Annotated in this window: 14 protein-coding genes; 8 read left to right on the top strand and 6 right to left on the bottom strand. The window is 59.7% G+C overall.

What is annotated here, in order from left to right:
- Positions 1 to 30 precede the first annotated feature (30 nt).
- The 4 genes from QZ501_RS04420 to QZ501_RS04405 all read right to left on the bottom strand — a co-directional run bounded on the left by QZ501_RS04420 (position 31) and on the right by QZ501_RS04405 (position 5,361).
- Complete coding sequence (locus QZ501_RS04420) at positions 31 to 1,143, bottom strand: helix-hairpin-helix domain-containing protein (protein WP_295717514.1); 1,113 nt, start codon at positions 1,141 to 1,143, stop codon at positions 31 to 33.
- A 121-nt stretch (positions 1,144 to 1,264) separates the two neighbouring features.
- Complete coding sequence (locus QZ501_RS04415; protein WP_295717512.1) at positions 1,265 to 1,861, bottom strand: hypothetical protein; 597 nt, start codon at positions 1,859 to 1,861, stop codon at positions 1,265 to 1,267.
- A 644-nt stretch (positions 1,862 to 2,505) separates the two neighbouring features.
- Positions 2,506 to 3,192, bottom strand: coding sequence for an NrdJb (locus QZ501_RS04410; protein WP_160899106.1), 687 nt, complete (start codon positions 3,190 to 3,192; stop codon positions 2,506 to 2,508).
- A 30-nt stretch (positions 3,193 to 3,222) separates the two neighbouring features.
- Complete coding sequence (locus QZ501_RS04405; RefSeq protein WP_160899107.1) at positions 3,223 to 5,361, bottom strand: adenosylcobalamin-dependent ribonucleoside-diphosphate reductase; 2,139 nt, start codon at positions 5,359 to 5,361, stop codon at positions 3,223 to 3,225.
- Between the two features lie 450 nt (positions 5,362 to 5,811).
- Here QZ501_RS04405 and QZ501_RS04400 point away from each other — a divergent pair, with 450 nt between their 5' ends.
- Both QZ501_RS04400 and QZ501_RS04395 read left to right on the top strand, forming a co-directional pair.
- Positions 5,812 to 6,360, top strand: coding sequence for a hypothetical protein (locus QZ501_RS04400; protein WP_151440626.1), 549 nt, complete (start codon positions 5,812 to 5,814; stop codon positions 6,358 to 6,360).
- Positions 6,357 to 6,905, top strand: a complete 549-nt coding sequence (locus tag QZ501_RS04395; protein ID WP_295717509.1) for a methylated-DNA--[protein]-cysteine S-methyltransferase — start codon at positions 6,357 to 6,359, stop codon at positions 6,903 to 6,905. Before QZ501_RS04400 ends, QZ501_RS04395 begins: the two co-directional genes overlap by 4 nt.
- Positions 6,906 to 6,909: 4 nt before the next feature.
- Here QZ501_RS04395 and QZ501_RS04390 read toward each other — a convergent pair whose 3' ends face one another.
- Complete coding sequence (locus tag QZ501_RS04390) at positions 6,910 to 7,284, bottom strand: hypothetical protein (RefSeq protein ID WP_151440624.1); 375 nt, start codon at positions 7,282 to 7,284, stop codon at positions 6,910 to 6,912.
- Between the two features lie 174 nt (positions 7,285 to 7,458).
- Here QZ501_RS04390 and QZ501_RS04385 point away from each other — a divergent pair, with 174 nt between their 5' ends.
- The 3 genes from QZ501_RS04385 to QZ501_RS04375 all read left to right on the top strand — a co-directional run bounded on the left by QZ501_RS04385 (position 7,459) and on the right by QZ501_RS04375 (position 9,772).
- Positions 7,459 to 7,746, top strand: coding sequence for a PilZ domain-containing protein (locus QZ501_RS04385; RefSeq protein ID WP_151440623.1), 288 nt, complete (start codon positions 7,459 to 7,461; stop codon positions 7,744 to 7,746).
- Positions 7,743 to 8,321, top strand: a complete 579-nt coding sequence (locus tag QZ501_RS04380) for a hypothetical protein (protein ID WP_295717505.1) — start codon at positions 7,743 to 7,745, stop codon at positions 8,319 to 8,321. Before QZ501_RS04385 ends, QZ501_RS04380 begins: the two co-directional genes overlap by 4 nt.
- Positions 8,322 to 8,470: 149 nt before the next feature.
- Positions 8,471 to 9,772, top strand: a complete 1,302-nt coding sequence (locus QZ501_RS04375) for an HD-GYP domain-containing protein (RefSeq protein ID WP_295717502.1) — start codon at positions 8,471 to 8,473, stop codon at positions 9,770 to 9,772.
- On the opposite strand, the gene QZ501_RS04370 is transcribed toward QZ501_RS04375, so the two are convergent.
- On the bottom strand, positions 9,765 to 10,931 hold the full coding sequence (locus tag QZ501_RS04370) for a hypothetical protein (protein WP_295717499.1): 1,167 nt from the start codon (positions 10,929 to 10,931) through the stop codon (positions 9,765 to 9,767). The genes QZ501_RS04375 and QZ501_RS04370 overlap by 8 nt on opposite strands.
- A 151-nt stretch (positions 10,932 to 11,082) precedes the next feature.
- Here QZ501_RS04370 and QZ501_RS04365 point away from each other — a divergent pair, with 151 nt between their 5' ends.
- Genes QZ501_RS04365 through queF form a run of 3 tightly spaced genes read left to right on the top strand, consistent with a single transcriptional unit; the run spans position 11,083 to position 13,625 of the window.
- Positions 11,083 to 12,027: an ABC transporter ATP-binding protein gene (locus QZ501_RS04365; protein ID WP_151440619.1), complete on the top strand. Its 945-nt coding sequence runs from the start codon at positions 11,083 to 11,085 to the stop codon at positions 12,025 to 12,027.
- On the top strand, positions 12,024 to 12,797 hold the full coding sequence (locus QZ501_RS04360) for an ABC transporter permease (protein WP_151440618.1): 774 nt from the start codon (positions 12,024 to 12,026) through the stop codon (positions 12,795 to 12,797). The genes QZ501_RS04365 and QZ501_RS04360 overlap by 4 nt, the downstream gene beginning before the upstream one ends.
- A gap of 9 nt (positions 12,798 to 12,806) precedes the next feature.
- On the top strand, positions 12,807 to 13,625 hold the full coding sequence (gene queF, locus QZ501_RS04355; protein ID WP_295717495.1) for an NADPH-dependent 7-cyano-7-deazaguanine reductase QueF: 819 nt from the start codon (positions 12,807 to 12,809) through the stop codon (positions 13,623 to 13,625).
- The last annotated feature ends 3 nt before the right edge of the window (positions 13,626 to 13,628 follow it).

Below are 13,628 nucleotides of genomic sequence, written 5' to 3'. Positions count from 1 at the left end.
TTTCTGTCGCTCTGGAGCGAATTGTTAGAGCTAATGTACGACGCACTTTTCACGAACCCGCTCTATGGTCTTCGGCCCGACGCCCTTGAACTCACCTAGTTCATCTACCGATTGGTATCGCTTTTTAGCACGTCTTTTTACAATTTCTTTAGCGAGAGCGTCGGAAATACCTGGCAGTTCTTTGATCTCCGCAATTTCGGCAGTATTCAAATTAATTCGCCCTTCCGCACGCGCCTTCTGCTCAAGAGCACCGCCAGCGGTTTCGAGTATGTCCCCCAAAGTCAGATACGTATACAAAACTGCCCTGACCGCCTCGGAGTACGTTACCTCTGAATGAACTCCCTTGGATGCTTTGTCGTTAATCCGCTGCAGAAATGAGCCGAGATAGTTCACGTGTGCCTTAGCGAGCTCCTTGTCGGATCCCGACTGCGCGTTTTCGTCCAAGAACGCCCAAAGCCTGTTTATATACTGCTCTTCTCCGAGCTTACGCTCCCCTTTGGCTGTTTCGGTCGGCGGATATATTGAGTCAGCCACTTCTTTAATCACCCGTCTGGCTGCTGTCAACGCATGAGACCAATCCTCTGACGAACTTGACCCCAGCCGCTCATAGGCCGACATAAATTTTTCGATTGCGCTCGGACAGATCTCCAAAAGAAGGGAATCGACTCTATCTCGAATCGCGTTGAACTGCCTGCTGGGAATTTCTCCGAAGCTTAATGTCTTGTATAGTTTTTTAGCCTGAGCGTATGTAGCGTTTGAGGCAGCAGAAATCGTGGCTTGCAGATTTGTCCGATAGTAGACCCCGTCGTTCCCCATTTTGTCTTTGTTGAGCCGTGCTAAGACTTGCTCAATAAATTCAATGCTCTTGAAAGCACCACCCGCGACCGCTACACGGGGCTGTATCTCCTCGTTTGTGATCGGGAGATCCAATTCCTGCACCTTCGCAGCAAGAGACTCGACGTACTCGTCATCGACGGTTTCCGGATACGGGAGACGCGCCTCGTACTGACCTAACTGGAAGGCGCACCACTTTTTCAGCCGCTTGTCGTCGATCAGATCGGCAGCGAGCTCCATCTTACGGATCGAGAAGGAAACGGAGCCGGGCTTCCCCTCTTGAATCGCGTGCAGCGCGTCCCTGACCAAGGACAAGCACTCATCGTGTATGCCACTAGACATTCATGTCCCCCGGAACTCTAACGCTTGGCTTTGCGGCGTGCCGGAGCGGAGCGCAGGTACGTCCGACAACAGCCACTTGTTATACGCTTCACAGGCCAGCGTTCGGGTTGAACCCGAGGAGCCTTTCCAGCTCCGAGTCGTTTATCTCGTTTTGAATAGCTACTACCTCGTCATGAATTTTCTGACCGTTAAGCTTTTTAATAGGTTTTTGTTCTAGGAGAAAATCCATAATTTCAAACATGCTCTTCAGGCAGCTCTTGTTAGAGATCAAGGACGACTGTTGGAAGTTGTATATTTCTACGCTTAAAGCGATTGGTAGCGATGCCACTTGTAGGTTCTTTGATAAGAGCTCCGACGACGCTGGTGAATCTAATATCGAGCAAACGGAGTTATGGACATCCCTTAATGTCTCCAAATAAATGTCGTGGTCACGTCTGTCTTTAAACATCAAACCACCTTCGGTCTGCTCAAGGCGCTCATCAGTCACAAGCGCTTTGTAGGAAAAGTAGTACCGCATTATCGCAACGAATAGCCGTTGGGTTGCTTCACCATATCTTCTACCGATCGTGATCCGAGCCGTCAGATATGCCACAACAAGCGAAGCGGCCGTAGAAGCAAGCACAGAAAGACTAAACGTAACCAAAGAAATCACCTTCCTATTAATTGTGCCGAGGGGGCTAGCCAAAACGTATAACGCCCGCCATAAACGGCCGAGTGAAACGAGGTCCGGCGACCGAAGGGAGCGAATTTAATGGCATGGTTAGATGCGACCCGGCTCAACGTGAGAGGCCCAACCTACCTGTACTCTCAAACTTCTCCCTCAGAGCATCAATAGTCTCTGGCGGAACTACCTCTCCATCTTCGGGGCCAACCCACAAACGGCTGTTATCTCCAAAGGGTTCCCAGACAATAAAACGTTTCCCAGAAAATGAAAAGCGAACGTGAACCTCATCAGCCGAGAACCATCGACGTTTCCCAGTGACCTCGCACCCCTTGATTCGACGAACATACTTTGCGATACCACCCGACGACAGGAACAAATTCGAAACTTCGAATCCAGTGAGCTGCCCTTCATCGTTGTTTAGCAGGAACGTTTTCATAAGCATTTAACAGGTAATGATAGGAATTCTGCGTTATTGATATCCCTGAATTCGGTATAGCGCCAGCTTGCTTTGCTGAGTTTATCCGGAATCTATCCATAAAATCAGGGGTCTACCACGCAGGCGTAGACCGCGATGTAATATCCTGAATTCCCGTTTACCCGCATTCAATCAACCCCAACCAAAAAGCCCCCTGGGGCGTGAACCGCAGGGGGCTTGGTATCCGGCGTTAGCCGCACTTACTTTCGCCGCAGGCAAGGCAGGTTTCACACCCATCCATCATCACCATGGCCTTGGTGTGGCATTTGCCGCAGACCGTGGCGTTGGGCGGGTAGCTGCCCTCGGCGTTGGTGGCCGGTTCGCCGTTGCTCTCAAAGGCGGCTTTCTTCTCGGCGATCATCCGCTGGGTGAGCTCGCTCATCTCTTCGGTCTCGATCAGGCCGATGGCCTTCATGTGCTTCTCGATCACGTAGCCGATCTCGGCCACCAGCGAGGGCATGAAGACGCCGCCTTTCTTGAAGTAGCCGCCGCTCGGGTCGTGCACGGAGCGCAGCTCTTCCACCAGGAAGGTGACGTCGCCGCCCTTGCGGAACACGGCGGAGAGCACGCGGGTGAGGGCGATCACCCACTGGAAGTGCTCCATGTTCTTGGAGTTGATGAACACCTCGTAGGGGCGGCGGGTTTCATGGTCCGTGCCCTCGTTGAGGATGATGTCGTTGATGGTGATGTACATCGCGTGGTCATCGATCGGCGGCTTGATCTTGTAGGTGGTGCCGAGCAGGAACTCGGGCCGCTCGATGTGCTCGTTCATCACCAGCGGCTGGTTCTCGGTGCTGGTCTGCTGCGCCTCATTGGCGGCGTTCTCTTCCTTGAGAACGCGCTGGTCGACGATTTTCTTCTCGATTCGGACGGTCATTTTCTCGGGTCTCCGTAGTCTGGATTCGGTTCAGTACTTGCCGTAGGTACCTTCCTTGAGGGCATCGAAGAGGTTGGCGGCGTTGTGGAATTCGCCGTCGTATTCGATTTCCTCGTCGCCACTGACCTGGACGGTACTGCCATCCTCCAGCGTGAACTCGTATTGGGTGCCTTCAAGGTCCTTCTGCTTCACCAGCACGCCCTGGAAGGCCTCGGGGTTGAAGCGGAAGGTGGTGCAGCCCTTCAGCCCCTGCTCGTAGGCGTACATGTAGATGTCCTTGAAGTCGTCGTACGCGAAGTCCGTGGGCACGTTCGCGGTCTTGGAAATGGAGGAGTCCACCCACTTCTGGGCCGCGCCCTGGATGTCCACGTGCTGCTTCGGGCTCACGTCGTCCGCCACGGTGAAGTAGCTCGGCAGCTGCTCCTCGGGGTTCTCGGAGTCGGGCATGGCCTTCTCGTTCACCAGCTCGCGGTAGGCGAGCAGCTCGAAGGAGAACACGTCCACTTTTTCCTTGGACTTGCGCCCCTCGCGGATCACGTTGCGTGAGTAGTGGTGAGAGAAGCTGGGCTCGATGCCGTTGCTGGCGTTGTTGGCCAGCGACAGCGAGATGGTGCCCGTGGGCGCGATGGAGGTGTGGTGCGTGAAGCGCACGCCTTTCTCGGCGATCTGCTGCACGACCTCCGGCTCCGCCTCGGCGATCTTCTGCATGTAGCGGCTGTAGCGCGCGTGCAGGATGCGCCCGGGCACCTTGTCGCCGGCGGTGTAGCCGTCTTCACGCATCTCGGGGCGCAGTTCGAGCATTTCCTCGGTCACTTCGAACTCGTCGTTCATGATCGGGGCGGGGCCTTTTTCTTCGGCGAGGCGGACGCCTTCGCGCCAGCCTTCCAGCGCCATCTCCTTGGTCACTTCCTCGGTGAAGGCGACGGAGTCCGCAGAGCCGTAGGGCATGCGCAGCATGGCGAGCGTGGAGCCCAGCCCCAGGATGCCCATGCCGTGGCGGCGCTTGTATTCGATCTCGTGGCGCTGCTTGTCCAGCGGCAGGCCGTTGAGCTCGACCACGTTGTCCAGCATGCGGGTGAAGATGCCCACGACCTTGCGGTACTTGTCGTAGTTGAAGCGCGCCTTCTCGGTGAAGGGGAACTCCACGAAGCGGGTCAGGTTGATCGAGCCCAGCAGGCAGCTGCCGTAGGGCGGCAGGGGCTGCTCACCGCAGGGGTTGGTGGCGCGGATGTTCTCGCAGAACCAGTTGTTGTTCATCCGGTTGACCTTGTCGATCAGGATGAAGCCCGGCTCGGCGTAGTCGTAGGTGGAGGACATGATCTTGTCCCAGATCGCGCGCGCCTTGAGCGTGCGGTAGATCCGGCAGGCGACATTGCCCTTGCCGTCGGTCACGTAGCCGTCCTTGACCGGGAAGTCACGGTAGACGAACTGTTCCGGGTCGTTCAGGTCCAGGCCTTCCTTCTCGGCTTCCTCGCTGGAGACGGGGAAGGAGAGTTGCCAGTCCGCGTCGTTCTTCACTGCCTCGATGAAGTCTTCGGTGATCAGCAGTGACAGGTTGAACTGGCGCAGGCGCGCGTCTTCGCGCTTGGCTTCGATGAAGTCGATGATGTCCGGGTGGTGCACATCGAAGGTTGCCATCTGCGCGCCACGGCGCCCGCCCGCTGAGGAGACGGTGAAGCACATGCGGTCGAAGATATCCATGAAGGACAGGGGACCGGAGGTGGTGGCGCCGGCGCCCGCCACATAGGCGCCCTTGGGCCGCAGGGTGGAGAACTCGTAGCCGATGCCGCAGCCGGCCTTGAGGGTGAGGCCTGCTTCGTGGTTCTTCACCAGGATGTTGTCCATGGAGTCATAGACGGTGCCGGAGACGGTGCAGTTGATGGTGGAGGTGGCCGGCTTGTGCGCTTCCGCGCCCGCGTTGGAGGTGATGCGCCCGGCCGGTATCGCGCCGTTGCGCAGGGCCCAGACGAAGTCTTCGTGCACGGCCTTGCGCTTCTTGGCGGTCTCCACGGAGGCCAGGGACTCCGCGACGCGCTTGTAGGTGTCCTCGATTTCACGGTCGACAGGCTCGCCGGCCTTGGTCTTGAGCTGGTACTTGCTGGCCCAGATGTCGACCGAGGTTTCCTGGAAGGGAATGTTGTTGGTCAGATCCTGAGTCTTGGCGTTCATGAGTGGCGTTGTCCCTGGTTGTTACTTGGATACCGGTTGCGCAATGCAACCACCATATCTTGTGTTTAGGTTTTGAGCAGCCCGTGGCTCAGCCGGACCCCGCGGAGAGGGTAAAGCGGGGCATCTTCCCGGCTGCAGGGCTTAACAGGAGAGCAGGCCGGGGCAATGCCTCTGGCCTGTTGACATGCACTGTCATTTTTGATTAACCCCCAATATATCGACTTTTTCTTGTTGTTGATGCCCGTATCTTGTGGTTTTGGCCTCTGGGGTGTCAAGTGAACATGGCGGCCAGATGGGGGTGGGTGCGGCAGAATCCGCCCATGGCAGGGATTTAGGAAGGGGGCGGTCGCTGCGGTCCGAAAACTGTAGTATGCGATATACTAGATATAGTATTGGGTGAAGACTCCGGAGCAATGGGTTATCCTGCGGTTTTCGGAGATGGATGCCCTCATGCGGATCAGGCTTCTGCTATTGCTCGTTCTGGCCGCTGCTGCACTGCTTGCGGCCGGTTGCACAACCACGGACGTGGCGATGGAGCAGCAGGTTGCTCCCGAGCCAGTCACTGACGACAGACCCCTGCCGAGCTGGAACCGGTTGATGCGGGAGACGCTGCCGGTGGTGAAGACGGAACTGGCTGCCGAAGGCGATCGTTTCCGCCCGCGGGCGTTTGTGCTGTCCCGCCGCGGTGGGGTCCGGGGGGTGCATATTGATCCCGCTTCGGGGGCGGATGACACTGAGCGTATTGAGCTGATCTTCGAGAGTCTGAAAGCCATTCTGCGGGGAGACGACGTTGTGGCACTGGTGGTCTATGCCACCGGTAAGGGCGAGCTCCTCGACAGCCGCGACCGCAGCAACATGGTGGTGGCTCACCTTGAGCATTTTTCCGGCCGGGCATTGCTGCGGCGCCTGAGTTACCAGCGGGAAGGCGATGAACTGACTTTCGGGCCCGAGGATGTGAACCGCACTGACGCTCTGGTAATGGGGAAGGGGAACCAATGAACGTGATCTGGCTGCAGCGCCCGGAGCCCGCAGGGGATCTGGTGTATGGCGAGGTTGATTCGCCCTGGGGGCGGGTCTGGTCTCTGTGGCATGAGGATGCGCTGACCCAGCTAGCGTTTGTGGACAGCCCTTCTGATGTGGAAGCGCGTTTTCGCCGGGCGGCGAAGGTCTGGCGCCGGGAACCGGAACCAATACCGGAGGACGACGATCGGCTCTCCAGCCTCGCCGCCATCCTCCACGCCTGGCCCAACCAGGCGGCGGTCTCCATGCCGACGCTTGAGATGGTGGGGTCCGCGTTCCAGCAACGGGTCTGGCGTTATCTGTTGCGGCTCGACCCGGGGCAGTGCCTCACCTATGGCGAAGTCGCCCGTCACATCGGCCAGCCCGGGGCCGCCCGGGCGGTGGGCGCTGCTGTGGGCGCCAACCCGGTGCCTGTTCTGGTTCCATGCCATCGTGTGCTGCCGGCTTCCGGCGGAACCGGCAACTACGGCGGTGGTGAACGGCGCAAGCGGTGGCTGTTGAGCGGCGAGGGCGTGGGCCTGTGAAGGCCTACTGGGCGTTCTGCGGCGGCAGACGGTAGCGCATGCGCTTGCTGATGCCACGGAACGAAAGGTAGAGCAGGTAGATAAAGGCGAGTACCAGGGTCAGCGCGCCCAGTGCCAGCCCGCCTTCCCGCAGCAGCAGGTTGCTGTTCCCTTCCGAAACCAGGAGCGCAAACGCCCGAACCCCGTGGTGCTGGAGCAGATAGAACGTGATCCCGCCCCCGAGTATCGCGGAGATGAACTGGCTGAAGATGATCAGTAGCGAGGGAATGGTCGCGGCGTGACCGCAGTGGCCGCACTGGTAGCGGTCCGTGTACTCCGGCTCGTCTTCGTTCCGGATGGGATCCATAAGCCCCTGTCGGCAGTTCGTGCACACCAGCATGCGGCTTGGTCTCCGGCAGATTGCATGAGTGACTGACTGTATAGCCTTTCAGGCGCGACAGCACAACCCCGGTGGCTGCATCATCAGTGCAAGCGGCATTAGCAGCTTTCAGGCTGCATGCATGGCGGAAGCTGCTATGCTTGCTCCGGACAGTATCAAGGGTGGACAGGGAGCATGCCTGAGCAGCGGCGTTACATCCGGACCAGCATGAGTGTACGCATCATGGTGCGCCACAGTGAGATTGGCGAGCATGTATTCACAATGCGTGATCTGTCCGACGGCGGTATCTTCGTTCTTGTGGATAATGAGCCTTTCCCCGGGATTGGCAGTGAGGTGGAGGTCCAGGTCCAGGGGTTGCCCGTACCCGCGCCTGTGCGCCGGATGCGGGTCGTGCGCGAGGCCAGTGATGGTTACGGCCTGGCGTTCATGGATACGCAGACCGAGCAGGGAGAAGGCCATTGAGAACTGTGACAGGCGTTGTGCTGGTTCTGCTGCTGGCCATGGGCCTTTCAGGCTGTAGCACACAGCGGACCCACTATTCCGCCATGACCGCCGAAAACTCCGCCGGTGAGGAACGGCGTGTGCTGCTGAAATGGAAAACCGCACGCTACCCGGCCTGGCACTGGCGCCAGGACAGCGCCACCCCGGTCACCGTGAAAACCCAGTGCAGCCGGCGCGAGTGGCAACTGCGCGATCCCGGAATGGATGGCGCCTGCTCGGAAGACGCGATTGCTGCCTGTGGTGACCCGCGGCTGGATGCCACGAACAGCGGTAAGCCGGTCGAGGCGGGGCAGGTGTGCATGCAGCTGACCGATGCTGACGGCAGCACGCGGGTACGGGATCTGGGTAGCCGCCTCGAGCTCCGCGTCAGCTGTTCCCCCCGCCAGACGGGTGTGGACATGGGAGACAAGGTGGTCAACGTTGACTATCTGCGCGCTTCCTCCGTGCCCTATACCTTCCGGGTGCGCACTGTACCCACCGGCAGCCTTACTCAACGGCCGCCGCAGCTGGGTGACCATGTCTGCGATGACGGTTGAACCTCCGCCGGGAAAACTCCTGTAACATTTCGCCGCATTTGCGGAACGAATCGTCACAGTCGGCGCGTTGCTTCTTCTTTCAATTTTGAAACAATGCAAAAAAGAAGAAGTAGAACGAAGAAGTCATATCGGGCGTCGAGGATGAATCCATGGGTGTACAGCGGCGAAAGATCTCCGTAAAGGAACTTGAAATCGGCATGTTCGTTGCGGATCTGGATCGGCCGTGGCATGAGACGCCGTTCCCCATCCAGGGGTTCTACATCCGCAACCAGAAGGAAGTGGATGAGCTGATCCGGCACTGCCGCCATGTTCACGTGGATGTCGCGGAAAAGCGCGAGAGTAGGGCCGCCGAGTCCACGGGTACCACGGCCCGCCGTGACGGTGGTGATGGCAAGGTGATCAAACTGCCTGCCGTCAAGGTGCGCAACCCCCACCATTACGAGACCACACGCCCGTTGCGCAAGGAAATCCGGAACGTTCAGCCGGTTCTGGATAACGTTGAAAAAGCCCTGGGTCGGGTTAATGAGATGCTGGCTGCCGGCCATAATGAGGTCGACGTTGAGGAGGTTTCCTCCGTTGCCCGCACGATGGCGGAGAGCGTGGCACGCAACCCCGATGCGCTGCTGTGGCTCAGTCGCGTCCAGAGCCGCGATGATTATACCTATCGTCATTCCCTCAACATCAGCATCTGGGCCCTTCTCCTGGGGCGCCAGCTTGGGTTGGATCCGGATGTGCTGCACAAGCTTTCAATGGGGGCGCTGCTTTCCCACATCGGTACAGCGCGTCTGCCCGAGGGCATGCAGATAGCCGAGAGTGAGCTGACCACCGAGCAGTGGCAGACCTACTCCCGCTATCCGGAGATTGGGGCCCGCCTTGCTGCGGCCTCCGGTCTGCCGCGTGTGGTGGTGAACGTGATCCGTTACCACCGGGAGCGCCATAACGGCACGGGTTTCCCGCAGCGGGTCAACGGTGAGCATATTCCCCTGCTGGCTAAGCTGGTAGGACTGGTGGATTACTATGAATACCTGATCGAGCCTAGGGAAAGGCGCAGCCAGCTGACGCCGGCCCAAGCGGTTTCGCGGCTCTTTGAATGCCGCAACAGCCAGTTCCAGGAGGATCTGGTTGAGCAGTTCATTCAGGCGGTGGGTGTTTACCCGACGGGCACGATCGTGGAGCTGGCGACCCGTGAGGTGGCCGTGGTGGTGTCACACACGCCGAAACGCCGCCTCTGGCCCAGCGTTATGGTGCTGACCGATACCGACAAGAAGCCCCTCCAGCAGGGCCACATCGTGGATCTGGCCAAACAGAATGAGGAGGCGGCGGACGCCAACGCCCGCATTGTGGACTGCAAACCCTTCGGTTACGGGGGCATTGATCCCTCGCAGTACGAGGTGACCGGCGCGGCGGCACGCCAGCGCTCCCGCTGGAGTCTCAAGGGGCTGTTCAGTTGACTTCCACCAGCAGGTTCTTGCGGACCCAGCGGTAGTTGTCGAAACCCGGGTAATCCACCTTGAAGTTGACGAGTATCGTGCCGCTTTCCGCGGGCCTGCTGGTATTCCGGTAGAATTCCACTGTGCCTTCCTGACGATCCACGCTGTGGGTCGCCCAGCCCGAGCCTTCCGCTTTCGCCTCCAGTCGTTTCAGTGAGAAGCCGGATGAACCGGTGCGTTTTATGGCCACTGTTCTGATGCTGCCGTCTGAAGGGCCAATGGTCAGGGTGCCGGGCTCCAGGTAGAAGGCGGTCGCCAGGTCGTTCCTGAAATCGAGCGTGTCCTGGGAAAGAAACTCAATGATATTGCCGGTGGGGGCTCGATCCAGGGTGCGGCGGGCATTGAGGATATTGCGCCGTTCATCCTCCAGTTCTTCCACGCGGTCACCGGTCGCATTCTCGATCTCGGATTCAGTGGGCGGGGCTTCACAGAGCTCATCGCCCTCGGGAGCGAAGCAGATACTGTCCAGCAGGCGGTTGGCCGGTGACGGGTCGATCAGGTCACCCGTGTCATCCTCCCGGCTGTCCTCCGAGATGTTGTCGGGTCTTGAGAACGACTCCGTGGAGACACTGAAATCAATGCGGGGATTGCTGTCATCGGCCAGGTAGCTGTTCAGTTGATCGATGGTCCGCTGCGTGATTTCAAGCGTTTCCTCCGATGAGGCCGGACTGTCCTGTTCAGCCAGGGCGCTCAGCAAACGGGTGATGTTGATGGCGATCGCGTTATTCTCGGCCAGATCCTCTTCGATCCCGCGGTGGGTTTGCAGCTCTTCGTCATCGGTTTTGCCCCTGTGCAGCTGCCTGCGGGCCTCCGCCGTGAAATCGATGGGCGTGAGGAAGGGGGCAGCAGGGACGTTTTCGGCGAGAACGAGGTTACCCAGCCGGAAGGTCAGTGTTTCGCCGGGGTGGTAACGGAATTCACCGTTCTCACCGGTGGTCCCGGACTGGCTGCGCGTTTCATAATGGATGTTTTCGACGCCCTCAGTGAAAAGGGTGCCCGTGCGCAGGTCGCCGTCCCCGTCGCCATCACTGCCGCCGCAGCCGGCAAGTGCCAGCAGGCACCCCGTGGTGAGGAAAGCGGTTACCATCCGTACTGCGTTTCGCGGGGTCTGGGTGGTCATTGCTCGTCCATAGGCCCTGAACTGTTGCGTTTTGGCATTGTAGGAAGCTGCAGCCGATTCTGATCTGACACAGGTCGCAGATTGGGCAATGCCCTTGCATCAGGGCACGTGATCCCCATAATCAGCGACGTTGATTCGATAAGAGATCTCTATGGAATACGCACTGGATATTCGCGGATTGCGCAAGACCTTTCCCGGTGGCCTTGAGGCGCTGAAGGGGATTGATATGCAGGTCGAAGCTGGTGATTTCTTTGCCCTGCTGGGGCCGAACGGGGCCGGTAAATCCACCACGCTCGGCGTGCTTGCCTCACTGGTGCGCAAGACGGCCGGGCAGGTGCGGGTTTTCGATGCCGATCTGGATACCGATCCCGCCCGCCTCAAGACATGGCTCGGCTTTGTGCCCCAGGAGTTCAACTTCAATCAGTTCGAGAAAGTGGGCGACATCGTGCGCACCCAGGCCGGTTATTACGGTATGGCGCCGGCCCGGGCGGCGCTCAATGCCGAGCGTTACCTGCGTGAGCTGGGCCTGTGGGATAAGCGCAATTCACCGGCGCGTATGCTGTCGGGAGGCATGAAGCGCCGGCTGCTCATCGCCCGGGCTCTGGTGCATGAGCCCCGGGTGCTGATCCTGGACGAACCCACGGCGGGCGTGGACATTGAGCTGCGGCGTTCCATGTGGGGCTTTCTTGAGCGCATCAACCGCGAGGGGGTCACGATCATCCTGACCACTCACTATCTGGAGGAGGCGGAAGCGTTGTGCCGCAACATCGCGATCATCGACGGTGGCCGCATTCTTCAGCACACCTCCAAGCAGGCACTGCTGCAGCAGCTGAGCATGGAGCATTTTATTCTCGATATCCGCAACGATCCCGGAACCCTGCCGCAGCTGGAGGGCTACCACTGCTTCCGCAATGATGAGGGGGCACTGGTCGTCGAGGTTGAAAAGGAGGACGGACTGAACGACGTCTTCCGCCAGCTCGGTGAACAGGGCTGGGAGGTGACCAGCATGCGCAACCGTTCCAACCGGCTGGAGGAGCTGTTCATGAGCCTGGTGGGCCGCTCGCTGCCGGCATCCGAAGAGGAGGAGAGCGCATGACGCCGTACCAGATCTGGATCGCCTTCATGACCATTGTCGTGCGCGAGGTGCGGCGCTTCACCCGCATCTGGCCGCAGACCCTGTTGCCGCCGGCGGTGACCATGACTCTGTACTTCGTGATCTTCGGCAACCTGATCGGAAGCCGCATCGGGCCCATGGAAGGCTATGACTACATGGAGTTCATTGTGCCGGGGCTGATCATGATGTCGGTGATCACCAGCTCCTACGCCAATGTGGTGTCCTCGTTCTTCAGCATGAAGTTCCAGCGCAGCATTGAGGAACTGCTGGTCTCGCCCACGCCCAACTGGGTGATCCTGACCGGCTACCTTGCGGGTGGCATGGCGCGCGGACTGATCGTGGGTTTCGTGGTCATGCTGGTGTCGCTGGCGTTCACCACCCTGGAGTTCTACAGCCCGGTCCTGGTGGTTACCACGGCGCTGCTCACCTCACTGGTGTTCTCTCTGGGCGGATTCATCAACGCGATGTTCGCCACCAAGTTCGATGACATCTCGATTGTGCCGACCTTTGTGCTGACGCCACTGACCTACCTCGGGGGCGTGTTCTATTCCATCAACCTGCTGGATCCGTTCTGGCAGGGGCTCTCCATGGCCAATCCCATTCTCTATATGGTGAACGCCTTCCGCTATGGTGTCCTGGGCGCCTCGGATGTGGGGCCGGTGTGGGCGATCGCCATGCTGGTGGTGTTTGCAGTGGTGCTGTTCACGGTGAGCCTGCGCCTGCTTGACCGGGGCAAGGGCATCCGCAGCTGAGGAGGCGACATGGAACTGGATGATGCACCACTGGGCCGGACCAGCGCCTACCCTGAGCACTATGATCCGGCGCTCCTGTATCCTGTGGCCCGGGCACAGGCACGGGACTCCCTGGGGCTGGCTGACGGCTGGCCCTGGCAGGGCGAGGACCGCTGGCAGGCCTGGGAATTGAGCTGGCTGCGCCCGGACGGGGTGCCCCGGGTGGCCACCGCCGAGTTCCGGGTGCCCGCGGATTCGCCCAATCTGATCGAATCAAAGTCGCTCAAGCTGTATCTCAATGCCTTCAACAGCACAGTGTTCGAAGGCGTGGAGTCGGTGCGCACCACCATCGAGCGGGATCTGTCCGAGGCCGCGGGCGCTGCAGTGTCCGTGGTGCTGGGGGATGTGGACGCGGATGCCGGACTGGTGGCACGGCCGGAAGGGGCACACCTGATTGATGACGTGGAAGGTGTGATCATGCCCGCCGATGGCCCTCTGGCCTCACTGCGTTCGCTGGACGGCGACGTGGTCACCGAGAGCCTGTGTTCGCACCTGCTGCGCAGCCTCTGCCCGGTGACGGGCCAGCCGGACTGGGCCACGCTTGTGGTCCACTATACGGGGGCCCGCATGCGGCCGGAGGCGCTGCTGGGCTATGTCATCAGCTACCGTGAGGCACGGGACTTCCACGAGGCCTGTGTGGAGCGGATTTTCACGGATCTGAGGGATGCCCTGACGCCGGAGCGGCTGAGTGTGGGGGCGTTCTATACACGCCGTGGCGGGCTCGACATCAACCCCTGGCGCTCGACCCACCAGGGCGATGCGCCAGCATCAAGGTTGCTGCGCCAGTAGGCG

The sequence above is a fragment of the uncultured Halovibrio sp. genome (genome assembly GCF_913056445.1).
In the GTDB taxonomy this organism is placed as follows: Bacteria; Pseudomonadota; Gammaproteobacteria; order Pseudomonadales; family Oleiphilaceae; genus Halospina; species Halospina utahensis_B.
Note: the sequence above shows the minus strand (reverse complement) of the source record. Positions and strands in the feature narration are given on the sequence as shown.